The following is a 24,332-nucleotide window of genomic DNA, read 5'->3' as shown; positions in this document are numbered from 1 at the left end:
CAGTGAAAATTTTAGAAGAAATAAATACTCAGAACACACCTAAAATAAAGAAACCTGAGCTTCTAGCCCCAGCTGGAAATTTAGAAAAACTTAAAATTGCCGTACATTATGGTGCAGATGCTGTCTTCTTAGGAGGCCAAGCATATGGCTTAAGATCTAATGCTGATAATTTTACTATGGCTGAAATAAAAGAAGGCGTTGAATTTGCAAATAAATATGGCGCTAAAATATATATTACGACGAATATTATAGCGCATGATGAAAATATGGACGGTTTAGAAGAATATTTACGTGATTTAGCTGCAGCCGGTGCAACAGGTATCATCGTTGCAGATCCATTAATTATAGAAACTTGTAAGCAAGTTGCGCCAGAACTTGAGATTCATTTATCTACGCAACAGTCACTTTCTAATTATAAAGCTGTTGAATATTGGAAAGAAGAAGGTTTAGATAGAGTTGTATTAGCCCGTGAAACAGGTGCAATGGAAATGAAAGAAATGAAAGAAAAAGTTGATATTGAAATTGAAGCTTTCATTCATGGTGCAATGTGTATTGCATATTCAGGCAGATGTACATTGAGTAATCATATGACTGCACGTGACTCTAATAGAGGTGGATGTTGCCAAAGTTGTCGCTGGGATTATGATTTGTTAGAAGTAGATAATGAAGGGGAACTAGATTTATTTTATGCTGACAATGATGTTGCACCTTTTGCAATGAGTCCTAAAGATTTAAAATTAATTGAATCTATACCTAATATGATGGACATTGGCGTGGACTCGTTGAAAATCGAAGGACGTATGAAGTCTATTCATTACATTGCTACTGTTGTATCAGTTTATAGAAAAGTTATTGATGCTTATGCTGCAGATCCAGAACATTTTAAAATTAAACCTGAATGGTTAATTGAATTAGATAAATGTGCAAACCGTGATACTGCTTCAGCATTTTTTGAAGGAACACCTGGTTACGAAGAGCAAATGTTTGGCCAACAGAATAAGAAAAATTCAGATTATGACTTTTGTGGACTTGTATTAGATTATGATGAAACATCAAATATTGCCACAATCCAGCAACGTAATAAATTTGAACCAGGCCAAGAAATTGAATTTTTTGGTCCTGAAATAGATACGTTCCGACAAGTAGTACACACAATTTATGACGAAGAAGGAAATGAACTTGATGCCGCGCGACATCCATTACAAATTGTGCAATTAAAGGTCGATCGTCCAATTTATAAAAACAATATGATGAGAAAGGAAATTGGATAATGAAAAGCACAACAATTATAGGTATTGCAGGCGGTTCAGGTTCTGGTAAAACATCAGTTACAAATGAAATAATGAAGAATTTAGAAGGGCATAGTGTTGCACTATTGGCTCAAGACTATTATTATAAAGACCAATCACATTTAACGTTTGATGAACGTTTAGAAACGAATTATGACCATCCGTTTGCTTTCGATAATGATTTATTGATTGAAAACCTAAATGATTTAAGAAATGGCAAACAGGTTGAAGTGCCGACATATGATTATACAAATCATACTCGAAGTAAAGAAACGATTGCATTTGAGCCAAAAGATGTTATTATCGTAGAAGGCATATTTGCACTTGAAAATAAAACGTTACGTGATTTAATGGATGTTAAAATTTATGTTGATACTGACGCTGATTTACGCATTTTAAGACGGTTATTAAGAGATACCGAAGAGCGTGGGCGTACAATGGAGTCAGTTATTAATCAATATTTAAATGTAGTACGTCCAATGCACAACCAATTCATTGAACCTACTAAAAGGTATGCGGATATTATTATCCCAGAAGGTGGTAGTAATAAAGTCGCAATTGACATTATGACTACAAAGATTCAAACTTTAGTAAGTAAACAATAGACTGTATAGGTAAAGGAAGATGACATAATGGAAAATCAAAAACAATATCCAATGACTCAAGAAGGTTACGATAAATTAGAAAAAGAATTAGAAGAATTAAAAACGGTTAAAAGACCAGAAGTAGTTGAAAAAATTAAAGTAGCACGTTCATTCGGTGACTTATCAGAGAACTCTGAGTACGATGCGGCAAAAGATGAACAAGGCTTCATAGAACAAGATATCCAACGCGTAGAACATATGCTACGCAATGCGCTTATCATCGAAGATACAGGTGATAACAATGAAGTACAATTAGGTAAAACTGTAACAATCGTAGAATTACCTGGTGACGAAGAAGAAGAATATCAAATCGTTGGTTCAGCAGAATCTGATGCATTTAAAGGTAAAATTTCTAATGAATCACCAATGGCTAAGAGCTTAATTGGTAAAAAATTAGATGACGAAGTACGTGTAGCTCTACCTAATGGTGGAGAAATCAATGTGAAAATTGTTAATATCAAATAAAATTTATTATCCATCCCTCAAACATTTCCCAATGTGTGAGGGATTTTTCATTATAAAATATTTCTGTATTATTTTTATCATTTCTTTTAAGAATACTGATTTTTGAATAAAATCATATAATTTATAGTTGAGATAAATTATTTTTGTATTTATCAAGTGAATTCGGTTTTATTATTAAAGACGATAATTATTTGCTATTAAACAGAGTTTTATTGTAAATGATATAATACTAATGTTAAGCACACAATTTAGTTTGATTTTATAATTAATTGTAAGTGTTTACAAAGGGGGAGAGAACGTTTTGGAATATAAAATAATAAATGAACAAACAATTATGATTTATTTTGAAGAACAAATTGACCCAACAACGTTTAAAAAAGTTCAACAAATTGAAAAATATATAAAAGAACAACAACATCCAGCAATTATTGAAATGATACCTTCATATCGTGCATTAATGTTAAATATAGATGTAACGCATAGTGATTCAAATCAGATTATTTCAGACTTGAACCTAGAAAATTATCAAGATGCAGACGATGTTCAAATGAATAAGAATAATAAAATTATATATTTACCTGTCTGTTATGGTGGCGAATATGGTGAAGATATAGAAACTGTAGCGAAATATCATCAGTTAGATATTAAAGATGTAATACGCATACATAGTGAAAATGCATATTTAATTTATATGTTAGGTTTTATGCCAGGTTTCCCATTTTTAGGTGGCTTGGATGAACAATTACATACACCTCGAAGAAAAGAACCAAGAACACGTATTCCATCTGGATCTGTAGGTATTGCCAATAATCAAACTGGATTGTATCCAAAAGCTTCACCTGGTGGGTGGCAAATTATTGGAAGAACACCTATTCAAGTATTTGATGCAAAGCGAAGCCCTATGTGCTTATATGCCCCAGGAGACAAGATAAAATTCTATGCTATAGATGAACAAACATTTAAACAAATAGAGAGCGAACAGTCAGGGCAACAATTCAATATTGAAAAGTGGGTGAGGTTACAAGATGAGTATTAAAGTTTTAAATCCAGGTTTATTCAGTACAATCCAAGATGAAGGTAGAATTGGATACCAAGATCAAGGTTTTTCAGCTGCAGGTGCACTTGACAATTATGCATTTCGGCTTGCTCAAACGCTCATAAACAATGATGGCCCAGCTATTGAATGTACGATATTCGGACCTACGCTTCAATTTCTAGAAGATAATACTTTTGCAATAACTGGTGCACAATTTGACGCACAACTTAATGAAAAAGCAATTTCACATCAAACTGTAATTGCTGCCAAACGTGGAGATATTTTAACATTAAATTCAGCACGAGTGGGTGCAAGAGCATATATAGTATTTGGTAAGCCTATTGATGTCCCGTTAATTGCAGAAAGCTATTCAACACACACTCATAGTCAAATAGGTGGATATGAAGGACGCGCACTTAAATCTGGTGATACACTTCAGATTAGAAAACAAGGTGATTATATGTCACATATCGGTCTGACTGTTCCTGTAGAAATACCATTATCAGATACGATACATATTATAGAAGGGCCTCAGTTTGATAGCTTTGATGATGAAGCAAAAGTTCAATTGACTTCAAATTCATTTAAAATATCTGAAAAGTCAGACCGAATGGGCTTTCGATTACAAGGGTCAAATATTGCACCTAAAGAAAGTGCCGATATTATTTCGGAACCAGTGGCATTAGGTAGTATACAAGTCCCAGACGACGGCAATCCAATTATTTTATTAAATGATAAACAAACTGTAGGTGGTTATACAAAAATAGCGACTGTTTGTGTAGCAGATTTAGAAATACTAGCACAGAAAAAACCTAGTGAAACAATAGATTTTCAATGGATAACTGTGGCGCAAGCAAACGAAAAACTCAAAGAAAAAGAACGCAAGTTTGCAGAAAAACAAGAACAATTATCAGAATCACCAATTTTTGATTTATCACAAATGAGACATACGTCTTCACGTATTAATAAATTGCTTAAAGGAGAATTGTAATGAATTACGAAAAAGTAGAAAAATTAATCAAGTTAGCTAAAGAAAATGACGTTAAAAAGTTTAAATTCAAAGATTTTGATAGTGAAATAGAGTTAGATTTTACAGAAGATAACGGTTATCAGCAACCGTTAAACAATATACAACAACATAGTGGTGATATGAAATCAAATAATGACTCAGTAAAGAATAAAACTGAAAGTCAATATCAAGAAATTAAATCACCAATGGTCGGCACATTTTTCTTACAAGATGAAAAGGAATTAACAAATCCTGTAATAGAAGTTGGTGACGAAATTAATAAAGGGGATATCATAGGTTATATTGAAGCTATGAAAGTCATGAACGAAATAACAAGTGATGTATCAGGCGTGGTTGAAGAAATATTAGTGCAACATGGAACAAATGTTGAATATAACCAGGTCATTGTAAATGTAAAGTAATTTGAGAAAGGGGTGTTTGCATTGTACCGTTGTTTAATTGCAAATAGAGGAGAAATAGCAGTAAGAATTATACGGGCTTGTAGAGAAATGGATATCGAAACGGTTGCAATATACGCATTAGGGGATGAAAATAGCTTACACGTAAGCTTAGCCGACCAAGCAATATGTATTGGTGAAGCTAACCCGCTAGATAGTTATTTAAATCAAGCGCGAATTATTAGCGCAGCAAAAATCACTCAGGCTAACGCGATTCATCCAGGTTATGGCTTTTTATCGGAGAGTGCTTCTTTTGCTCAAAAAGTAGAAGAAAATGGCATACACTTTATAGGTCCTACGTATGAAACAATGGAAATGATGGGAGACAAAATCACGGCACGTCAAACTGTTGATAATGCTAACGTACCTATTATACCAGGATCAACCAAAGCTATTGAATCCATTGAAGAAGTGAAAACAATTGCCAAAGAGATTGAATATCCACTTGTGTTAAAAGCAGCTAGTGGTGGTGGTGGCAAAGGGATACGTATAGTCAAATCAGAAGACATGCTTGAAAAGGCCTATAAAGAAGCAAAAAGTGAAGGTAAAAAATACTTTGATGATGATCGTATATATGTTGAAGCATTTATTCCAGTAGCAAAACATGTTGAGGTTCAAGTTATAGGTGACGGTAAAGATAATTATATTCATTTAGGTGAAAGAGATTGTTCAGTACAGAGAAAAAATCAAAAACTCATTGAAGAATCACCTTGTGCAGCAATATCAGAAAGTATGCGAGAACAAATGTGTAGTGATGCTGTCAAAGTAGCACGTGCTTCACAGTATCGTAGTGCAGGTACTATTGAATATCTAGTCACTGATGATGCATATTATTTTATTGAGATGAATGCACGTATCCAAGTTGAACATACCGTAACTGAAATGAGAGCAAATCGTGATTTACTCCAAGCACAGTTATATTTAATGCAACACGGAGAGCTCCCATTTTCTCAAAAGGATATTATATTTGATGGTCATGTAATTGAAGCTAGAATTAATGCAGAAAATCCCGAAAAACAATTTCAACCTTCACCAGGTAAAGTTGAAAACCTCCACTTGCCACAAGGTTTTAATATTCGTGTTGATAGTTTACTTTATTCAGGTTATCAAGTTTCGCCAAACTATGATTCGCTTGTAGCAAAAGTTATTGTCAAATCGTCATCGAGAACACTAGCCATTAAAAAATTAAAAGTTGCATTAGATGAAATGGTCATTGATGGCTTTACAACAACAGCCGACTTTTTATATGCAGTGTTATCATATCCTGAATATGCCAATGGTGATGCGAGCAATGTTGATATCAAATTTTTAGATAGACATCAAATTATAAAGGAGGAAACTTAAGTGAAAGTAGACTTAAATTGTGATTTAGGTGAAGCATTCGGAAATTATTCATTTGGTGGAGATGGACAAATTATACCGCTCATTACTTCAGCAAATATTGCTTGTGGTTTTCATGCTGGTGACCAATCTGTCATGAATAAAACGGTACAACTTGCTAAAGAAAATAAAGTTGGCATTGGCGCACATCCAGGACTTCCAGATCTACAAGGATTTGGTCGTAGAAATATGGACTTTTCAACAAAAGAAATTTATGATATTGTGGTTTATCAACTTGGTGCGCTTAACGGTTTTTGTCAAATTCATAATGTCAAAATTAACCATGTTAAACCACATGGTGCACTATATCAGATGGGTGCAAGAGATAAAGACATCGCAAAAGCAATAGCACAAGCAGTTTATGATTTCGATCCTGAAATTATATACATAGGGCTATCTAATACATTTTTAATTACTGAGGCTCAACGCGTTGGATTAACTACTGCATCGGAGGTATTCGCAGATAGACGTTACGAAGATGACGGCCAGTTAGTGAGTAGAAAAGAAAGTGATGCATTAATTACTGATACTAACGAAGCGATTAATCAAGTTGTAAATATGGTTAAATTTCAAAAGGTTATTACAAAAAATAATAACACGATAGAAATTCAAGCAGATACAATTTGTGTTCATGGAGATGGTGAACACGCTTTTAATTTTGTATCTAAAATTAAAGAAAGATTAATGAAAGAAGGCGTTTCAATTTCAAGGCTAGGGGGCTAATTCAATGCAAGGGAAGTCGAAGTTAGAAGAGAATGATTTTAAGTTTACAAAAAATCATAAAAGGTTATTATTAGGTTCTGTATTTTTAATGGCTACATCAGCCATAGGACCAGCATTCTTGACACAAACTGCTGTATTTACGGCACAGTTTGCATCAAGTTTTGCATTTGCAATTTTACTATCTATATTAATTGATATAGGGGCACAAATTAACATTTGGCGTGTACTTGTTGTAACTGGAAAACGCGGCCAGGAAGTTTCTAATGAAATCTTACCTGGACTTGGGACCGTTATTTCAATACTAATAGCGATTGGTGGTTTTGCTTTCAATATCGGTAATATTGCTGGAGCTGGGCTTGGTTTAAATGCAATATTTGGTTTAGATGTAAGAATTGGAGCTGCAATTACAGCGGTATTATCTATTGGTATATTCGTAAGTAAAAGTGGTCAAAAAATCATGGATGTCGTAACAATGTTCTTAGGTTTATTGATGATTTTAGTAATCGCATTTGTTATGTTTAAAGCTAATCCACCATATGCAGATGCTGCACAACATTTAGTAATGCCTGAACAACCACTTGCATTGGTATTACCAATTATTACATTAGTAGGTGGTACAGTTGGAGGTTATATCACTTTTGCAGGTGCACACAGAATATTAGATTCTGGTATTAAAGGTAAAGAGTATTTGCCCTTTGTAAATAGAGCGGCAGTGTCTGGTATTTTAACAACAGGAGTTTTACGTACTTTACTATTTTTAGCAGTACTCGGCGTTGTTGTAACTGGAGTTACATTAAATTCAGAAAACCCACCTGCGTCAGTATTTGAACATGTACTTGGTCCAGTAGGACGTAATATATTTGGTGTCGTACTGTTTGCAGCAGCGATGTCATCTGTAATTGGTTCGGCATACACAAGTGCTACGTTCATGAAGACGTTGCATAAGACTTTTTATAATAAAACAAATATTATTGTTATAAGTTTCATCGTTATTTCGACGATTGTATTCTTATTCTTAGGTAAACCAGTTACATTATTAATTGTAGCAGGTGCGTTAAACGGATTAATTTTACCAATTACTTTAGGTACAATATTAATTGCAAGTAAACGAAAATCAATTGTGGGTGATTATAAACACCCTACATGGATGCTCATATTCGGCATCGTAGCTGTCATCGTGACAATTGTGACAGGCATCTTCTCACTTCAAGGATTAACGGAATTATTCGGAAGTTAATATGTAAATTTTTTGAACCTGAAAGCAACTTATTTGAATGTTGCTTTCAGGTTTTTATTATGTATTATGAATTAACAAATTTTTTTAATAGTTGTTGAACTCGTTTTTATATAAAATAATCGAACAATGATCGAGGTATACCACTAAATGTGGTAGAATAACAAAGGCTAGGATTTTAAGATGAGGTGAATGATAGTGATAGGTATTATTGGTGCTATGGAAGAAGAAGTAGCAATCTTAAAAGATAAAATTGTAGAATTAGAAGAAATTAACATTGCGCATGTCAAATTTTATAAAGGTTTATTACATGACAAAGAAGTCGTAGTAACTCAAAGTGGTATTGGTAAAGTAAATGTTGCCATTTCAACTACGATACTTATACAACGATTTAACCCAACATTAATTATTAATACAGGATCTGCAGGTGCGCTTGATACGTCTTTAAATGTAGGTGATGTCGTTATAAGTGATATGGTTGCATATCATGATGCTGATGCTCGTGCGTTTGGTTATCAATTAGGCCAGATTCCACAAATGCCTGCACAATTCGTAGCAGATAAACACTTAATTGAACTTGCAATTGAAGCAATAGACAAACAAAATTTAACCGCAAAAACTGGACTGATTGTAAGTGGTGATAGTTTTATTGGCACAGCTGAACAACGTTCCGCAATAAAAACAAATTTCCCACAAGCTATGGCTGCAGAAATGGAAGCAACTGCAATCGCACAAACATGTTATCAATTTAATTTACCGTTTATCATTACAAGAGCGATTTCAGATTTAGCAGATGGAGATGCCGGTATTACATTTGAAGCATTTTTAGAAAAAGCAGCAATTTCCTCCAGTGAAATTGTTGATCGTTTAATTAAATCTATATAAAAAGGTGAAAATAAAATGGGTATGATAAAGAAATATTTTATGCCAAATGAATACGTGCAATCTATTTTTCAAATAGATATTGAAAAACTTGCCGCATCTGGTGTGAAAGGTATAATTACAGATTTGGATAATACTCTTGTTGGTTGGGATGTTGCTGATCCAACAGAAGCAGTGAGAGCATGGTTTGAAAAAGCCAAAGAAGCTGGCATTAAAGTGACTATTGTTTCAAATAACAATGAGCAACGTGTGGGTAGCTTTTCAAAATCTTTGAAAGTAGATTATATATTTAAAGCGAAAAAACCAAGAGGTCGTGCTTTTAAACAAGCATCTGTTTTAATGGAATTAAAGCCAGAAGAAATCGTGGTAATTGGCGATCAAATGTTGACAGATGTATTTGGTGGTAACAGACGTGGCTTATTTACTATAATGGTTGTACCAGTTAAAAAAACAGACGGATTTATAACGAAATTTAATAGACTTATCGAACGTAGATTATTACAACACTTTAGAAAAAAAGGTTATATTACATGGGAGGAAAACTGATTGGCAGATACTGAAATTTTAAAATGTATCGGTTGTGGTGCACCATTACAATCTGAAGATACCAATGCGCCGGGGTATGTACCGGAAAGCAATTTATATAGAGAAGATGTTATTTGTAAACGTTGCTTTAGATTGAAAAATTACAATGAAGTTCAAGATGTTGGTTTAGATAGTGAAGACTTTTTAAACTTATTAAACGGTCTTGCTGATAAAAAAGGCATAGTTGTGAATGTTGTTGATGTTTTTGATTTTGAAGGGTCGTTTATTAATGCAATCAAACGTATTGTTGGCAATAAACAAATTATTTTAGTCGCAAATAAACTAGATTTATTGCCAAAGCAAATTAATAAACGCCGCGTTAAAGAATGGCTGAAAAAAACGGCGCGTAAATATGGTTTAGAAGCAGAAGAAGTGGTTTTAATTTCTGCAGAAAAAAATGAGGGTATCGATGATTTATTATATTCAATAGATTCATTGAGAAATAATGATGATGTTTATATTGTAGGGACAACAAATGTTGGGAAATCTACTTTGATTAATAAATTAATTGAACGTAGTGTTGGTGAAAAAGATGTAGTTACAACTTCTAGATTCCCAGGTACGACATTAGATATGATTGATATACCATTAGATGATACTTCATTCATGTTTGATACACCAGGTGTTATTCAAGAACATCAAATGACACATTACGTTACTGAAAAAGAACTAAAAACTATAATGCCGAAAAAAGAAGTAAAGCAACGCATTTATCAACTTAATGAAGGTCAAACTCTATTTTTTGGTGGCCTAGCACGTATAGATTATGTCAGTGGTGGAAAGCGTCCGTTAGTATGTTATTTTTCAAATGAACTTAATATTCATCGTACAAAAACGGAAAATGCGAATGATTTATGGCGTAATCAATTAGGTGCAGTTTTGTCTCCACCTAACAATCCTGAACATTTTGATTTGCAAAATGTAAAAGCTGTACGTTTAGAGACTGGAAAGGAAAAACGAGATGTAATGATTTCTGGACTAGGTTTTATAACGATTGATGAAGGGGCTAAAGTAATTGTACGTGTTCCCAAAAATGTTGATGTAGTTTTAAGAAATTCAATTATGTAAGGTGGGGTCATTTTGAAATATGCTGTGATTGGTCATCCCATTGACCATTCCTTATCGCCAGTAATGCATAATGCTAATTTCACAGCATTGAATTATAAAGCGAACTATGAAGCTTTAAATATTCCAGAAACTGATTTTCATTTAATTAAAGAAATTATTGATGAAAAATCAATTGCTGGTTTTAATGTGACAATACCGCACAAAGAAAGAATTATTCCTTTTTTAGACGAAATTGATGAACAATCAAAAACTGTAGGTGCTGTTAATACCGTTAAAATAAAAAATGGTAAATGGATTGGCTACAATACGGATGGTATTGGTTATGTAACTGGATTAAATCAAATATATCCTGATTTGAAAAATGCTTCGATTTTGATTTTAGGTGCTGGCGGTGCAAGTAAAGGTATCGCTAATGAACTTTCAAAATATGTTGATTATAAATTAACTGTAGCAAATAGGTCGAAGCAACGTTTTAAACATTGGACATTGGATATTAACAAGATAAGTTTAGAGGAAGCCGAAGCAGATTTAGCATCATTTGATATTATTATTAATACGACTCCAGCAGGTATGAATCAAAACAAGGATATAGTGATTGATTTGGAACGTTTAGATGTCCGAACACTTGTGAGCGACATTGTATATGTACCTTTTAAAACACCGATATTAAAAATGGCTGAAGCAAAAGGGAATCCTATTTACAATGGTTTAGATATGTTTGTATATCAAGGTGCAGAAAGTTTTAAAATATGGACGAATAAAATGCCAGATATTAAAGTTATGAAAGATGCAGTATTAAAACATTTATAAAAGGAGAGTAATTATGTTAACAGGTAAGCAAAAACGTTTTTTACGTAGTAAAGCCCATAATGTAGACCCGACATTTCAAATAGGTAAAGCGGGAATAAATGACAATATGGTAAATCAATTAATAGATATATTAGAAAATAGAGAACTAATAAAAATTCATGTCTTACAAAACAATTCAGAAGACAAAAAGGTTTTAGCGCAAAAACTTAGTGATGAAACTAAAAGTGATATCGTACAAGTAATCGGGTCGATGATTGTGCTTTATAAAGAATCACAAGACAATAAACAAATTCAATTACCGTAATGTCGCAATCAATAGTATTATATGGTGGGCAGTTTAACCCGATTCATACAGCTCACATGGCAGTAGCTAGTGAAGTTTATCATTGTATCAAGCCAGATCAATTTTATTTTATACCAAGTTTTATGTCTCCATTAAAAGCCCATGATGATTATTTAGATTCGTCATTTAGAGTTAAAATGATTGAATATGCAATAAAAGACTTGGGATTTGGTTCAATTTATTTGGATGAAATCGAACGACAAGGGCAAAGTTACACCTATGATACGGTCATGCGCCTATTAGAAAAACATCCTGATTCGCAAATATATTTTGTTATCGGTACAGATCAATATGAACAACTGCACAAATGGCATAAGATAGAGCAATTAAAAACACTTATAACATTTGTTATTGTAAATAGGGATAAAGCAATACAAGAAGTAACATCAGATATGTTAGCAATAACAATTCCACGTATAGATATAAGTTCAACTCTAATTAGAAACAGAGTCAAAAATGGAGAAAATATTAAAGTGCTTGTTTCGCCGAATGTTGAACAATATATCCGAGAGGAAGGATTATATGAACATTAATCAAGCGATTGAATTAGTTAAAGAAAAGTTACCTAAAAAAAGATTTGATCACTCAATACGCGTAGCAGAGACAGCAGTTAAACTAGCAGAGATTTATGACGGAGATGAATCAAAAGCAGAACTCGCTGGTATTCTACATGATTATTCTAAATATGATGATTTAGGTAAAATGTATCAAATTGTGACACAACATGAGCTAGATAGCAATTTGTTAAGCTATGGCTCCGAAATTTTGCATGGACCAGTATGTGCGGTAATCATGAAGGAACACTATGGTGTCAATGATGAAGAAGTATTGTTAGCAATCAAAAACCATACTACTGGACGTGCACAAATGACAAAAACAGAGAAACTGGTATTTATTGCAGATTATATTGAACCTGGACGTCAGACCCCAGGCGTTGAAGAAATTAGAGATTTAGCATACAATCAAGGTAGCTTAGATAAAACTATTTATGAAATATCTAAGCGAACAGTACTATATTTAATTAATAAAGATATTAATGTTTATGACGCGACGATTGCATGCTTGAATTATTACAATTATAGTGACGAAAGAGTAAAGGATGATTAAATGAAATCAGATCAATTATTAAATTTAGCTGTAGAAGCAACTGAGAATAAAAAAGCAGAAGATATTATTTCTTTGAAAATGCAAGGTATTAGCGATATGACAGATTATTTTGTAGTTTGCCACGGCAACAACGAAAAACAAGTTCAGTCTATTGCTCGTGCAGTAAAAGATGCAGCTAATGAAGCGGAAATTGAAGTTAAACGTATGGAAGGCTTTAATGAAGCGAGATGGATTCTTATTGATTTGGCAAATGTAGTCGTACACGTATTTCATAAAGATGAAAGAGATTATTATAATATTGAAAAATTATATAGAGATGCACCATTAGAATCATATGGGCAGGTTGTATACTAGTATGGTTCAGTATGAAGAAATGAGTTTGTTTTATGATCAATTAACATTAGACCAACCCTATGAATCTTGGTTAGATATTGTTAATCAATTTTCTGAAAAAAAGCATTCAATTTTGGATATTGGATGTGGCACAGGAAGTTTAACGTCATTAATAACTGATTTCCAAGAAATAACTGGTATGGATTTAAGTATTGATATGTTAGCGATAGCATCTCAAAAATCAAATAATGTACATTGGCTTGAAGGTGATATGACAGATTTCGAGTTAGGCCGTCAATTTGATGTAATTACTATTTTCTGTGATTCATTAAATTATTTACCTGAAAAAGATGATGTTATTTCAACATTTGAACACGTTTATAGCCATTTAACTCAAGATGGTGTGTTCATGTTTGATGTACATACAGTTCATAAAATGAATACACTGTTTAACAACCAAAGTTATCTTGATGAATCTGAAGATGTATTTCTTGGATGGGAAGCAGTCAAGGGTGATGTTCCGTTAAGCGTTTGGCATGATATGTCGTTTTTTATTAAACAAGACGATAACCAATATATTAGATTTAATGAATCTCATTATCAAAGGACATATGCTGAAAACGATTATATTGAAATGTTAAAACAGTCAGGTTTTAGTAAGATTAAAACATTTTTAGATTTTGATACAAATAAGCACAATGAACAAGGCAATAGATTATTTTTCATTGTAAAAAAATAAAAGTAAAATCACTCCTTTATACGTGTAATATATAAAGGAGTGATTTTTTATGTTTATAGAATGGGACAAATGGAAAGAGCCACTGTTAAAATACAAAATAATTTGGATTTCTATTGCTTTAATTTTGATTACTATTTGTCTCTACTTTGCGATACATTCAACAAAGTATGAGAATGAAAATAGAAATATAACGCATGATGATGCTACTACGTTTATTAATGAACAAACAAATGAAAAAAATAAAAAATCATATGCTAAACCTTCTAATAAAAATGCCAAATCTACAGAAACAATTTTTGTAGATATTAAAGGGGCAGTAGAGAAACCTAATATTTATCAAATGGATTCGACAGATAGAATTAAACAATTATTAGATAAAGCGAAATTGTCACCAGACGCAGATCTGAGTAATATAAATTTAGCTGAAAAATTACAAGATCAAAAATTAGTTTATATACCTAAAAAGGATGAAAAGAATAATATTCAAAGTAATGATTTGACTACTTCAGATAACCATAGCCATAAACTGCATTCGAAGAATAAACTAAACCAAGAAAAGGTGAATTTAAATAGTGCAGACGAGTCTCAATTATTGAAAGTAAATGGAATTGGACCTTCTAAAGCGAAGTCTATAATAGAATATCGACAGCAACATGGGCACTTTGAAACCATAGATCAACTTAAAGAAGTAGATGGTATAGGTGATAAGACTTTAGAGAAAATACGAGAAGATTTAACTGTGTGATTTTTGTTGCATTCGGAACGAATAAAATTTAATCTATAATTAACTGAAACAAATAATTCATATAACTAATTGGAGGATCAACATGGACCGTATTAAATGGGAAGAATATTTCATGGCTCAAAGCCATTTACTAGCATTACGTTCTACATGTCAGCGTTTGTCTGTAGGTGCAACTGTCGTAAAAGATAATAGAATTATTGCTGGTGGGTATAACGGCTCAGTTTCAGGAGAAGTGCACTGTATTGATGAAGGGTGCTTATTAGAAGATGGCCATTGTATCCGTACTATTCATGCAGAAATGAATGCACTTTTACAATGTGCGAAACAAGGAGTATCTACAGATGGTGCTACAATCTATGTAACACATTTTCCTTGCTTAAATTGTACGAAATCAATTATTCAATCTGGAATTAAAACAATTTATTATGCAGAAGATTATCATAATCATAAATATGCTTTGAAATTATTAGACCAATCAGGCATCGAGTATAAAAAAATTACGTTTGATCAAAAACATGTAGCACAATATCTGTTGAACAAATGATTTATTACGCTTTAGCTTATCTAACGGGTGTTTTATGGCTACATATCAAACCATTATCGATACTTGTTTTTACAAGTTTACTTTTTATACTAATAAAAAAACGTGTCGGCATGGTACAATTTGCATTTGTACTTGTTGTACCATGTATATCTTATTTATATTTTCAACACTATTTAAACCATACTGAGACGTCTAAAAGTCAACTTATTAATCACTCTTTTAATACGGAAGCATATTTTTTGAATAAACCCGAAATTAACAATCATGATCTTAGTGGTAAGTTGACAATTAACAATCACAGCTATAAATATTATTACTATTTCAAAAGTGATGAAATGCGCACTCACTATAGTGAACTATATGGTTATAGTTGTAATGTTAAAGGCAAGTTTAAATCTTTTGATGAACAACTTAATCGCAACTTATATGTGAAATTAGAGACCATTAATGGCTGTAAAGCGTCTCGTTCTACAATTTCGTATATTCTAGAAAAACATAAACAATTTGTAATTGATCGATTGAATGAAAAGCATGTGCGGACACCAGGTAAAATTATTGCCTTGATTACAGGAGATACGTCGAAGGTTGATGAATCTGATCTAGATAAAATTAGAGAAATTGGAATTTATCATTTATTAGCAATCAGTGGTACCCACATTGGAGCAATTATCGGTTTAATTTATTTTATATTTAATAGATGCCAATGTCCTCTTATACTGATAAAATTATTACTTTTTTGTTTACTTCCCCTTTATACTTTATACACTGAACTGGCGCCAAGTGCCATTCGAGCAGTATCACTATCACTTTTAATTATTTTACTCCCTAAACGAATTTACAAACAATCTATGAATCTATTAGCTTTTGTTTTTATAATTACTACGGTTATAAATCCAGCATATATTTATAATATCGGCTATCAATTCTCCTATTTAATTACTTTTTTCATCCTTTTCTCACTTCCTATTTTAGAAAGTGCAAGCACTATTAAATGCATACTTTATATAACACTCATTGCACAAATAGGTTCTTTTATCATAAGTGCAGCCCACTTTAATCAAATTCAATGGATAGGAATTTTATCAAATTTACTATTTGTACCATTTTATGCTTGTTGTTTATTACCATTATCACTTTTTTATTTCTTAACGCTTCATTTTCCTTTTGAACTCATACCACTTACCAAACTATTAAACTTAGTTTTATATATACATGATTTGATGGTCTCTCTCTTTATGAAACTCTCATCAATAAAATGGGTTATTCCAGAATTATCACCTATACTTATAACTGTAAATGTACTTTTCCTTGTTATAACCATAATTTTACTAGTACACAAACGTTTTTATTTATTTACTATATTTTTTATAGTTGTGATCACAATTGACACAATTTCACCTGAATCAAATGATTATAAATTAACAATGTTAAATGTAAATCAAGGAGATTCGTTACTATTTGAAACGCCCCAAAGAGAAGCTGTACTTATAGATACTGGAGGCACATTGCATAAGCCAGGTGAAAAAGTTAAACACAACATAGCAAAGAAAAGAGTTTTACCAACATTAAGAAGGCATGGTGTTAAGAAAATTAAATATTTGATTATCACACATCCACATGTCGATCATATGGGCGAATTAAATTACTTAATAAATGCAATGAATATTGAAAATTTAATTATTAATCAGCAGAGTTTCCAAAAAAATCAAATCAATTTATTAAAGAAACAATGTAAGCAGCATAGTGTTAAAATATTAGATTTTAAAATGATTCCATATTTTTTTCTTAGCCAAGCGAAATTTAATTTATTAGATACTACTATTCAAACATCTGAAGATTTAAATGAACAATCAATAGTGACTTTGATTGAATATAAAGATATTAAAATTTTATTGATGGGAGATGCGTCGACTAAAAATGAATTTGAATTAGTTAAAAAATATAACATAGGAAAGATAGATATTTTAAAAGTGGGGCATCATGGAAGTAAAACGAGTACTAGTGATAATTTTATTAATATTATAAAACCTCATATAAGTTTGATTTCAGTTGGTAAAAGTAATCTATATAATTTACCGAATATCGAAATCATTAAACGGTTGCAACAGGCTCATTCTAATACTTATATGACTAGTCAATCTGGTGAAGTAACAATAACGTTAAAAAGACATTTAATAATAAATGGGCAACGACAATAATCATTTCTAGTAGAGAGATACTAAGAGCCGTGATATAATGTTTCAATGTGTAAACGTAATGAAAGGGTGCTATATATGAGTGATAATATAATTACAATTTACGGTGAAGTGCCTGAGTTAATTGAAAAAAAATCGGCTGAAGTCGTAAGCCAATATTTGCAAGCACCTAAAGATGATTTTAATTTTGTGAAATACAATTTATATGAGTCAGATTTAGCACCAATTATTGAAGAAACTTTAACTATGCCATTTTTTTCAGATAAAAAAGTAGTTCTTGTTCAAAATGCGTATCTGTTTACTGGTGAAAAACCTCCAAAAGATGTTAATCACAATATTGATCAACTAATTGAATTTATTGAGAAATATGATGGAGACACGCTTCTAATATTTGAGGTATATCATTCAAAATTAGATGAACGAAAAAAATTAGTTAAAACGTTGAAAAAAAATACACAACTAAAGAAAATAGAACAAATGTCAGAGGAAGAAATTAAACAATGGATTAAGAAACAACTTCATGAAAATTATAAAGATATTAAGCAAGATGCACTTGATTTATTTTTAGAACTAACTGGCATCAATTTTAATATTGTAAAGCAAGAATTGGAAAAGGTGATTCTATACTTAGGCGATCGTTCCACTATTAACAAACAAGATATTCATCAAATAGTAAATAGAAGTTTAGAACAAAATGTTTTTTTGTTAACTGAATATATTCAAAAAAATAAAAAGGTAAAAGCTATCCAACTTGTTAAAGATTTAATAGCTATGAAAGAAGAGCCAATAAAATTACTAGCATTAATTACTAGTAACTATCGTCTTTTTTATCAATGTAAAATATTGAATCAAAAAGGGTATAGTGGACAACAAATAGCAAAAACAATAAACGTACACCCGTACAGGGTAAAATTAGCATTAAACCAAGCTAGAAATTATCAACTAGAAAATTTATTGAATATTATTGATACTTGTGCAGAAACAGATTATAAATTGAAGTCATCATACATGGATAAGCATCTTATCTTAGAATTATTTATACTTTCTTTATGATAAATGTGGAATTTAGAACAAGAATCTATATAAAATTTTTGATGTAAATTAAATAAGAGTATAAAAAAAGTTCAAGCATTTGCTTGAACTTTAAAATTATTTAGCTGCAGTCATTAATGAAGATTTGATACGTGCAGCTTTGTTTTTGTGAATTAAGTTGCTTTGAGCAGCTTTATCAACTTTTTTCAAAGCAAAGCTTACTAAGTCAGCTTTATTGTCAGCATTTGATTCAATTGCTGAATTCGCTCTTTTAACTGCTGTACGCATTTCATTTTTTTGTGAAATGTTACGCTCTTCAGCAGTACGAGTTGTATTAACACGTTTAATTGCAGATTTGATGTTTGGCATATGTGTCACCTCCTAAAAGTAATCTTCGCTATCAAAGTTAATTTGATTACAACAAGAAATATTTTATCAAAACAAGAGACTTTCTGCAATCATTTATTTACGTATAGCGCGTAAATTAGAGATAAATGATACAATATTTATTAGAAAGACTATTTGCACAAACATTTTATACATCAATTTTACATCAAATCAGACAGAATTATATTTAAGTAGCGTTGAATGTTTTTGCAAGTTTGCAATTACCTAACAAAAACGTTATTATATCAAAGAATGTCATACATATAAACGGGATAGAATTATGAAAGTGAGAAGGATAATACATGGATAAACAAGAACGTTTTAATAGACGTAAAAATATAAGAAACTTTTCTATTATTGCACATATAGACCATGGAAAATCTACGTTAGCTGATAGAATCTTAGAAAATACAAAGTCAGTAGAAACAAGAGATATGCAATCACAACTGTTAGATTCCATGGATTTAGAACGAGAACGAGGCATCACTATAAAATTAAATGCAGTAAGATTAAAATACGAAGCAAAAGATGGAGAAACATATACTTTCCATTTAATTGATACACCGGGTCATGTCGATTTTACATATGAAGTATCTAGATCGTTAGCTGCATGTGAGGGAGCCATACTTGTTGTAGATGCCGCACAAGGCATTGAAGCTCAAACATTAGCAAATGTTTATTTAGCTTTAGATAATGATTTAGAATTATTACCAGTTATCAATAAAATTGATTTACCAGCAGCTGAGCCGGAACGTGTGAAACAAGAGTTAGAAGATGTAATCGGTATCGATCAAGACGATGTTGTACTTGCTAGTGCCAAGTCAAATATCGGTATTGAGGACATTTTAGAAAAATTAGTGGATGTTATACCGCCACCAGAAGGTGACCCAGAAGCGCCACTAAAAGCACTTATTTTCGACTCAGAGTATGATCCTTATCGAGGTGTTATTTCTTCTATAAGAGTTATGGAAGGTGTAGTCCAAGCAGGCGACAAGATTAAAATGATGGCGACAGGTAAAGAATTTGAAGTAACGGAAGTTGGTATTAATACACCGAAACAATTAGCTGTAGATGAATTAACTGTTGGTGATGTAGGTTATATAGTTGCGAGTATCAAGAATGTTGATGATTCCCGTGTAGGTGATACGATAACGCACGCGGATAGACCTGCAGAAGCTGCTCTTCAAGGCTATAAAAAAATGAATCCAATGGTTTTCTGCGGTTTATTCCCAATCGACAACAAAGATTATAACGATTTAAGAGAAGCATTAGAGAAATTACAATTAAATGATGCATCTTTAGAATTTGAACCAGAATCTTCTCAAGCATTAGGTTTCGGGTACCGTACTGGCTTTTTAGGAATGTTGCATATGGAAATAATTCAAGAACGTATTGAACGTGAATTTGGAATAGAACTAATTGCAACAGCACCATCAGTAATTTATGAATGTATTATGAAATCTGGAGAAGAAGTGTCAGTTGATAATCCAGCAAATATGCCTGAAAGAGATAAAATAGATACAATATATGAGCCATTTGTACGTGCGACTATGATGGTACCAAATGATTATGTAGGTGCAGTTATGGAATTATGCCAGCGTAAACGTGGTCAATTTATTAATATGGAATATATGGATGATATTCGTGTCAATATTATTTATGAAATTCCTCTATCAGAAGTTGTTTTTGATTTCTTCGATCAATTAAAATCTAACACTAAAGGTTATGCATCATTTGATTATGAATTTATTGATAATAAAGAAAGTGACCTTGTGAAAATGGATATTTTACTAAATGGTGAAAAAGTTGATGCATTAAGCTTTATCGTGCACAAAGAATTTGCATATGATCGTGGAAAAACTTTAGTTGAAAAATTAAAAACATTAATACCAAGACAACAATTCGAAGTACCAGTTCAAGCAGCAGTAGGTCAGAAGATTGTTGCTAGAACAAATATTAAGTCAATGGGTAAAAATGTATTATCTAAGTGTTACGGTGGGGACATAAGCCGTAAGAGAAAATTATTAGAAAAACAAAAAGCGGGTAAAGCGAAGATGAAAGCTGTCGGAAACGTGGAGATTCCACAAGATGCATTCCTTGCTGTACTTAAAATGGATGAAGATTAAATATTAATCGAAACAAATGGGGCTGAGACACTATGGATTGTCTCAGCCTGAATTATTATTTAATCTGCAAAAATAGAGAGTGCAAAAGATCTAGCACATAAATGGATGTTTCAGGTTCTTTTACTATTAGTCTGTAGATGACCGAAATGAAAATGTAAAGTCTCACTACATAATTCATCAAGTTAGTGAGACTATGCATGAACTTCAGCTCAGAAAAACTGATCAATTTTAGATATTCTTGCCGGGGTGTGACTATGAAATCTTTATTAGAAAATTTGATTTCTTAGTCACTCCAGTTTTTGTCTTAAATAATTTTCAAAATAGAAAGAAGTGACATATAGAAATGGAAGTAAAAAGCGCTTATATACATATTCCATTTTGCGTAAGAATATGTACATATTGTGATTTCAATAAATACTTTATACATAATCAGCCAGTAGATGAATATCTAGATTGCTTAATTAAAGAAATGGAAGACAGTAAAGTTAGGGATTTAGAAACAGCTTTCGTAGGTGGTGGTACACCAACTGCACTTTCTTATAAGCAACTCGAAAAATTATTAACTGCTATTACACGTATATTTAATATTTCAGGGGAATTTAGTTTTGAAGCCAACCCAGATGAATTAACCCTTGAAAAAGTACAACTATTAAAACAATTTGGTGTAAATAGATTATCCATGGGAGTTCAATCGTTCAAACCTGAATTATTAGATGTTTTAGGGCGAACACATAATACATCTGATATATATAATGCAGTGACAAATGCAAGAAAAGTGGGAATCCCATCAATTAGTCTTGACTTAATGTATCATTTACCAACGCAAACGCTTGATGATTTTCAAGATAGCCTAGAAAAAGCTTTAGCAATGGATATTGATCATATATCTAGTTACGGACTTATTTTAGAGCCAAAAACACAATTTTATAACATGTATAAAAAAGGGAAACTGAAGATTCCTAATGAAGATATCGGTGAAGAAATGTATGAATACTTAGTAGAAAGAATGAAACAATCTTCATTACATCAATATGAAATTTCTAATTTTGGTAAAAAAGGTCATGAGTCAGAACATAATAAAGTGTATTGGAAAAATGAAGGGTATTATGGTTTTGGTGCAGGTGCGAGTGGTTATGTAAATGGAGAACGTTATAGTAACGTAAATCCCGTAAATCATTATATAAAGAAGATTCAAAATAATGAAAGACCTATCTTAGAATCCACTTTTCCTACTAAATCAGAACAAATGGAAGAAGAAATGTTCTTAGGTCTAAGAATGAACCAAGGCGTTAGCAAAAAGCGTTTCTATGAAAAATTTAATCAATCAATAGAAGAAGTTTATGGTCAAACAATTCTTGATTTAAAGCAACGTGAATTAATCAATGATCAACAAGGATATTTGATGATGACTGAACGCGGAAAAGTCATTGGAAACTATATTTTTGAAGCATTTTTATTAAATGAATAAAAATTCTAAAATTCCAATGCTTTAACATTGACTTACTTTGACCAATTTGATAAATTATAATTAGCACTTGAAACAAAAGAGTGCTAATGAGGTGAAAACATGATTAGTGATAGACAATTGAGCATTTTAAATGCAATTGTTGAAGATTATGTTGACTTGGGTCAGCCAATTGGTTCTAAAACACTAATTGAAAGACACAAGTTAAATGTTAGCCCTGCTACTATTAGAAACGAGATGAAACAATTAGAAGATCTCAAGCTAATAGAAAAAACACATACATCATCAGGGCGTTCTCCATCTGAATCAGGTATCAGATATTATGTGGATCAATTATTACAAGAAACATCTCATCAACAACAAACAAAAATCCAACGTTTAAAAGATTTACTGATTGAAAATCATTATGACATTTCCACTACATTGAGTGACTTTGCAAATGAACTTTCAGTTGCATCACAATATACAACGTTGGTTATGCGTCCAAATCATAAAAAAGATATAATTAATCACATTCATTTGATTAGAGCAAATGCTTATTTGGTTATTATGGTGGTTGTTTTTACATCTGGTCATGTTGAACATTTACATTTGGCGACGCAAGTTCCATTATCTAATGATGAACTAACAAAGATATCAAATTTTGTTTCAACTAAATATAATGAATGGAATAACCATCATTTTGAAAATGAATTAAACACTTTTGTAAAGTCAAATATCGAAAAAGACTTTATTAAAGATATGTTGAATACGATTGATGTTCATTTTGATAATCAAAGTAATGGCATTTATATGGGCGGAAAGGTTAAACTCATAGATGCGTTAAACGAATCTAACGTATCATCTATTCAACCGATTCTACAATATATAGAATCCAATAAAATCACTGATTTGCTTGATGAGATGTCCAACTCAGCTATTAACGTTAAAATTGGAAATGAAATTGAATCAAGCTTAAGTGATATATCTATTGTCACAAGTGAATATCACATTGATGATAGGTTAAAAGGTCAAATTGCAGTTATCGGACCAACAGCAATGAATTATCAGAATGTCATACGATTACTAAACACGATTTGGTAATCAAATATGGTATTGGAGGGCAGACAATGACAGAAAAAGATGAATCAGTTTTCAATCAAGATGAATCAAATGAAGAAGTAAACACAAAATCAACTCAAGATTCATCCGTAGAAAATACTGATGCAACCAATGAAACATCGCAAGACAATCTGCAAGAAGACGATTCACAAAATGTCGAAGAAAATGCAGATTCTAAAGATGAAGAAATCCAACAATTGAAAAAAGATGTACAAGAAAATGAAGAAAAATATTTAAGATTGTATGCTGAATTTGAGAATTATAAACGTAGAATTCAAAAAGAAAATCAAACGATGAAAGCATATAAATCACAAGATGTATTGAATGATATACTTCCAACCATTGATAATATTGAACGTGCTTTACAAATAGATGGTGAAGATGAACAATTTAAATCCCTTAAAAAGGGCGTAGAAATGGTTCACGAAAGTCTATTAAATGCATTAAAAAACAATGGTTTGGAAAAAATTGAAACTGAAGGTCAACAGTTCGATCCAAATGTCCATCAAGCAGTAGTTCAAGATGATAATCCAGATTACGAATCAGGGCAAATTACTCAAGAATTACAAAGTGGATATAAATTGAAAGAACGTGTATTAAGACCTTCAATGGTTAAAGTAAATCAATAATAT

General features: G+C 31.8%; 26 protein-coding genes and 2 pseudogenes. 27 read left to right on the top strand and 1 reads right to left on the bottom strand.

The genetic code is table 11. From position 1 onward, the window contains the following. Positions 1-2 precede the first annotated feature (2 nt). The 23 genes and pseudogenes from BJS11_RS00470 to holA all read left to right on the top strand — a co-directional run bounded on the left by BJS11_RS00470 (position 3) and on the right by holA (position 18,642). Positions 3-1,271 carry a peptidase U32 family protein gene (locus BJS11_RS00470; RefSeq protein WP_069996463.1) on the top strand — a complete coding sequence of 423 codons (1,269 nt, stop codon included), beginning with the start codon at positions 3-5 and terminating at the stop codon, positions 1,269-1,271. Next, complete coding sequence (udk, locus tag BJS11_RS00465) at positions 1,271-1,894, top strand: uridine kinase (protein WP_069996464.1); 624 nt, start codon at positions 1,271-1,273, stop codon at positions 1,892-1,894. The genes BJS11_RS00470 and udk overlap by 1 nt, the downstream gene beginning before the upstream one ends. A gap of 27 nt (positions 1,895-1,921) precedes the next feature. Continuing rightward, a complete protein-coding gene (gene greA / locus BJS11_RS00460; RefSeq protein WP_069996465.1) occupies positions 1,922-2,398 on the top strand; it encodes a transcription elongation factor GreA in 477 nt (158 codons plus the stop codon). Positions 2,399-2,699: 301 nt separating this feature from the next. After that, positions 2,700-3,434 (top strand): 5-oxoprolinase subunit PxpB, encoded by a 735-nt coding sequence (pxpB, locus tag BJS11_RS00455; RefSeq protein WP_069996466.1) that lies wholly within the window; start codon positions 2,700-2,702, stop codon positions 3,432-3,434. Next, positions 3,424-4,425 (top strand): 5-oxoprolinase subunit C family protein, encoded by a 1,002-nt coding sequence (locus BJS11_RS00450; RefSeq protein WP_069996467.1) that lies wholly within the window; start codon positions 3,424-3,426, stop codon positions 4,423-4,425. The genes pxpB and BJS11_RS00450 overlap by 11 nt, the downstream gene beginning before the upstream one ends. Then, positions 4,425-4,539, top strand: a pseudogene (locus BJS11_RS14105) (acetyl-CoA carboxylase biotin carboxyl carrier protein subunit); the annotation flags it as partial. The gene BJS11_RS00450 and the pseudogene BJS11_RS14105, both read left to right, overlap by 1 nt. Positions 4,540-4,628: 89 nt before the next feature. Continuing rightward, positions 4,629-4,865 (top strand): annotated as a pseudogene (locus BJS11_RS14100) (acetyl-CoA carboxylase biotin carboxyl carrier protein); the annotation flags it as partial. A 21-nt stretch (positions 4,866-4,886) separates the two neighbouring features. Continuing rightward, positions 4,887-6,245 carry an acetyl-CoA carboxylase biotin carboxylase subunit gene (locus tag BJS11_RS00440; protein WP_069996469.1) on the top strand — a complete coding sequence of 453 codons (1,359 nt, stop codon included), beginning with the start codon at positions 4,887-4,889 and terminating at the stop codon, positions 6,243-6,245. Next, positions 6,246-7,004, top strand: a complete 759-nt coding sequence (pxpA, locus tag BJS11_RS00435) for a 5-oxoprolinase subunit PxpA (protein ID WP_069996470.1) — start codon at positions 6,246-6,248, stop codon at positions 7,002-7,004. It abuts the gene before it with no gap. Between the two features lie 4 nt (positions 7,005-7,008). After that, positions 7,009-8,241, top strand: coding sequence for an NRAMP family divalent metal transporter (locus BJS11_RS00430; protein WP_069996471.1), 1,233 nt, complete (start codon positions 7,009-7,011; stop codon positions 8,239-8,241). Positions 8,242-8,436: 195 nt separating this feature from the next. Then, the gene (locus BJS11_RS00425; protein WP_069996472.1) at positions 8,437-9,123 is read left to right on the top strand and encodes a 5'-methylthioadenosine/adenosylhomocysteine nucleosidase; all 687 of its coding nucleotides are present in this window, start codon (positions 8,437-8,439) and stop codon (positions 9,121-9,123) included. A 15-nt stretch (positions 9,124-9,138) separates the two neighbouring features. Beyond that, on the top strand, positions 9,139-9,666 hold the full coding sequence (locus BJS11_RS00420) for a YqeG family HAD IIIA-type phosphatase (protein ID WP_069996473.1): 528 nt from the start codon (positions 9,139-9,141) through the stop codon (positions 9,664-9,666). After that, positions 9,667-10,773 carry a ribosome biogenesis GTPase YqeH gene (yqeH, locus tag BJS11_RS00415; RefSeq protein ID WP_069996474.1) on the top strand — a complete coding sequence of 369 codons (1,107 nt, stop codon included), beginning with the start codon at positions 9,667-9,669 and terminating at the stop codon, positions 10,771-10,773. A 12-nt stretch (positions 10,774-10,785) separates the two neighbouring features. Further along, on the top strand, positions 10,786-11,583 hold the full coding sequence (gene aroE, locus BJS11_RS00410; protein ID WP_069996475.1) for a shikimate dehydrogenase: 798 nt from the start codon (positions 10,786-10,788) through the stop codon (positions 11,581-11,583). Positions 11,584-11,596: 13 nt separating this feature from the next. After that, entirely contained in the window at positions 11,597-11,887 is a 291-nt protein-coding gene (gene yhbY / locus BJS11_RS00405) for a ribosome assembly RNA-binding protein YhbY (RefSeq protein ID WP_069996476.1), read from the top strand. Then, on the top strand, positions 11,887-12,459 hold the full coding sequence (gene nadD / locus BJS11_RS00400) for a nicotinate (nicotinamide) nucleotide adenylyltransferase (RefSeq protein WP_069996477.1): 573 nt from the start codon (positions 11,887-11,889) through the stop codon (positions 12,457-12,459). Before yhbY ends, nadD begins: the two co-directional genes overlap by 1 nt. After that, positions 12,449-13,033, top strand: a complete 585-nt coding sequence (gene yqeK / locus BJS11_RS00395; RefSeq protein WP_069996478.1) for a bis(5'-nucleosyl)-tetraphosphatase (symmetrical) YqeK — start codon at positions 12,449-12,451, stop codon at positions 13,031-13,033. Before nadD ends, yqeK begins: the two co-directional genes overlap by 11 nt. After that, a complete protein-coding gene (rsfS, locus tag BJS11_RS00390; protein WP_069996479.1) occupies positions 13,034-13,387 on the top strand; it encodes a ribosome silencing factor in 354 nt (117 codons plus the stop codon). It begins immediately after the preceding gene. Between the two features lies 1 nt (position 13,388). Continuing rightward, on the top strand, positions 13,389-14,105 hold the full coding sequence (locus BJS11_RS00385; RefSeq protein WP_069996480.1) for a class I SAM-dependent methyltransferase: 717 nt from the start codon (positions 13,389-13,391) through the stop codon (positions 14,103-14,105). A gap of 49 nt (positions 14,106-14,154) precedes the next feature. Next, complete coding sequence (locus BJS11_RS00380; protein ID WP_069996481.1) at positions 14,155-14,850, top strand: ComEA family DNA-binding protein; 696 nt, start codon at positions 14,155-14,157, stop codon at positions 14,848-14,850. Positions 14,851-14,932: 82 nt separating this feature from the next. Further along, complete coding sequence (locus BJS11_RS00375; protein WP_069996482.1) at positions 14,933-15,394, top strand: ComE operon protein 2; 462 nt, start codon at positions 14,933-14,935, stop codon at positions 15,392-15,394. Positions 15,395-15,633: 239 nt separating this feature from the next. Further along, positions 15,634-17,592, top strand: coding sequence for a DNA internalization-related competence protein ComEC/Rec2 (locus BJS11_RS00370; RefSeq protein ID WP_245167036.1), 1,959 nt, complete (start codon positions 15,634-15,636; stop codon positions 17,590-17,592). Between the two features lie 75 nt (positions 17,593-17,667). Further along, positions 17,668-18,642 carry a DNA polymerase III subunit delta gene (holA, locus tag BJS11_RS00365; protein WP_069995939.1) on the top strand — a complete coding sequence of 325 codons (975 nt, stop codon included), beginning with the start codon at positions 17,668-17,670 and terminating at the stop codon, positions 18,640-18,642. 96 nt (positions 18,643-18,738) lie between these two features. Here the strand turns inward: holA and rpsT are convergent, their stop codons facing one another. Then, positions 18,739-18,990, bottom strand: a complete 252-nt coding sequence (rpsT, locus tag BJS11_RS00360; RefSeq protein WP_069995941.1) for a 30S ribosomal protein S20 — start codon at positions 18,988-18,990, stop codon at positions 18,739-18,741. A 320-nt stretch (positions 18,991-19,310) separates the two neighbouring features. On the opposite strand from rpsT, the gene lepA reads away from it, so the two are divergent. The 4 genes from lepA (at position 19,311) to grpE (ending at position 24,329) form a co-directional block, all read left to right on the top strand. Further along, positions 19,311-21,134 (top strand): translation elongation factor 4, encoded by a 1,824-nt coding sequence (gene lepA / locus BJS11_RS00355; RefSeq protein WP_069995942.1) that lies wholly within the window; start codon positions 19,311-19,313, stop codon positions 21,132-21,134. 343 nt (positions 21,135-21,477) lie between these two features. Continuing rightward, positions 21,478-22,602: a radical SAM family heme chaperone HemW gene (hemW, locus tag BJS11_RS00350; protein WP_069995944.1), complete on the top strand. Its 1,125-nt coding sequence runs from the start codon at positions 21,478-21,480 to the stop codon at positions 22,600-22,602. Between the two features lie 99 nt (positions 22,603-22,701). Beyond that, positions 22,702-23,682: a heat-inducible transcriptional repressor HrcA gene (hrcA, locus tag BJS11_RS00345; RefSeq protein WP_069995946.1), complete on the top strand. Its 981-nt coding sequence runs from the start codon at positions 22,702-22,704 to the stop codon at positions 23,680-23,682. A 26-nt stretch (positions 23,683-23,708) separates the two neighbouring features. After that, positions 23,709-24,329 carry a nucleotide exchange factor GrpE gene (gene grpE / locus BJS11_RS00340; protein ID WP_069995948.1) on the top strand — a complete coding sequence of 207 codons (621 nt, stop codon included), beginning with the start codon at positions 23,709-23,711 and terminating at the stop codon, positions 24,327-24,329. The last annotated feature ends 3 nt before the right edge of the window (positions 24,330-24,332 follow it).

The organism is Staphylococcus caeli, assembly GCF_900097965.1.
GTDB lineage: Bacteria > Bacillota > Bacilli > Staphylococcales > Staphylococcaceae > Staphylococcus > Staphylococcus caeli.
Note: the sequence above shows the minus strand (reverse complement) of the source record. Positions and strands in the feature narration are given on the sequence as shown.

Bases quoted from the DNA above. Each gene is read 5' to 3' on its own strand.
- udk (WP_069996464.1), top strand. From the start codon at position 1,271: ATGAAAAGCACAACAATTATAGGTATTGCAGGCGGTTCAGGTTCTGGT.
- greA (WP_069996465.1), top strand. From the start codon at position 1,922: ATGGAAAATCAAAAACAATATCCAATGACTCAAGAAGGTTACGATAAA.
- BJS11_RS00450 (WP_069996467.1), top strand. From the start codon at position 3,424: ATGAGTATTAAAGTTTTAAATCCAGGTTTATTCAGTACAATCCAAGAT.
- BJS11_RS00430 (WP_069996471.1), top strand. From the start codon at position 7,009: ATGCAAGGGAAGTCGAAGTTAGAAGAGAATGATTTTAAGTTTACAAAA.
- BJS11_RS00420 (WP_069996473.1), top strand. From the start codon at position 9,139: ATGGGTATGATAAAGAAATATTTTATGCCAAATGAATACGTGCAATCT.
- yhbY (WP_069996476.1), top strand. From the start codon at position 11,597: ATGTTAACAGGTAAGCAAAAACGTTTTTTACGTAGTAAAGCCCATAAT.
- nadD (WP_069996477.1), top strand. From the start codon at position 11,887: ATGTCGCAATCAATAGTATTATATGGTGGGCAGTTTAACCCGATTCAT.
- yqeK (WP_069996478.1), top strand. From the start codon at position 12,449: ATGAACATTAATCAAGCGATTGAATTAGTTAAAGAAAAGTTACCTAAA.
- rsfS (WP_069996479.1), top strand. From the start codon at position 13,034: ATGAAATCAGATCAATTATTAAATTTAGCTGTAGAAGCAACTGAGAAT.
- BJS11_RS00385 (WP_069996480.1), top strand. From the start codon at position 13,389: ATGGTTCAGTATGAAGAAATGAGTTTGTTTTATGATCAATTAACATTA.
- BJS11_RS00380 (WP_069996481.1), top strand. From the start codon at position 14,155: ATGTTTATAGAATGGGACAAATGGAAAGAGCCACTGTTAAAATACAAA.
- BJS11_RS00375 (WP_069996482.1), top strand. From the start codon at position 14,933: ATGGACCGTATTAAATGGGAAGAATATTTCATGGCTCAAAGCCATTTA.
- holA (WP_069995939.1), top strand. From the start codon at position 17,668: ATGAGTGATAATATAATTACAATTTACGGTGAAGTGCCTGAGTTAATT.
- rpsT (WP_069995941.1), bottom strand. From the start codon at position 18,990: ATGCCAAACATCAAATCTGCAATTAAACGTGTTAATACAACTCGTACT.
- lepA (WP_069995942.1), top strand. From the start codon at position 19,311: ATGGATAAACAAGAACGTTTTAATAGACGTAAAAATATAAGAAACTTT.
- hemW (WP_069995944.1), top strand. From the start codon at position 21,478: ATGGAAGTAAAAAGCGCTTATATACATATTCCATTTTGCGTAAGAATA.
- hrcA (WP_069995946.1), top strand. From the start codon at position 22,702: ATGATTAGTGATAGACAATTGAGCATTTTAAATGCAATTGTTGAAGAT.
- grpE (WP_069995948.1), top strand. From the start codon at position 23,709: ATGACAGAAAAAGATGAATCAGTTTTCAATCAAGATGAATCAAATGAA.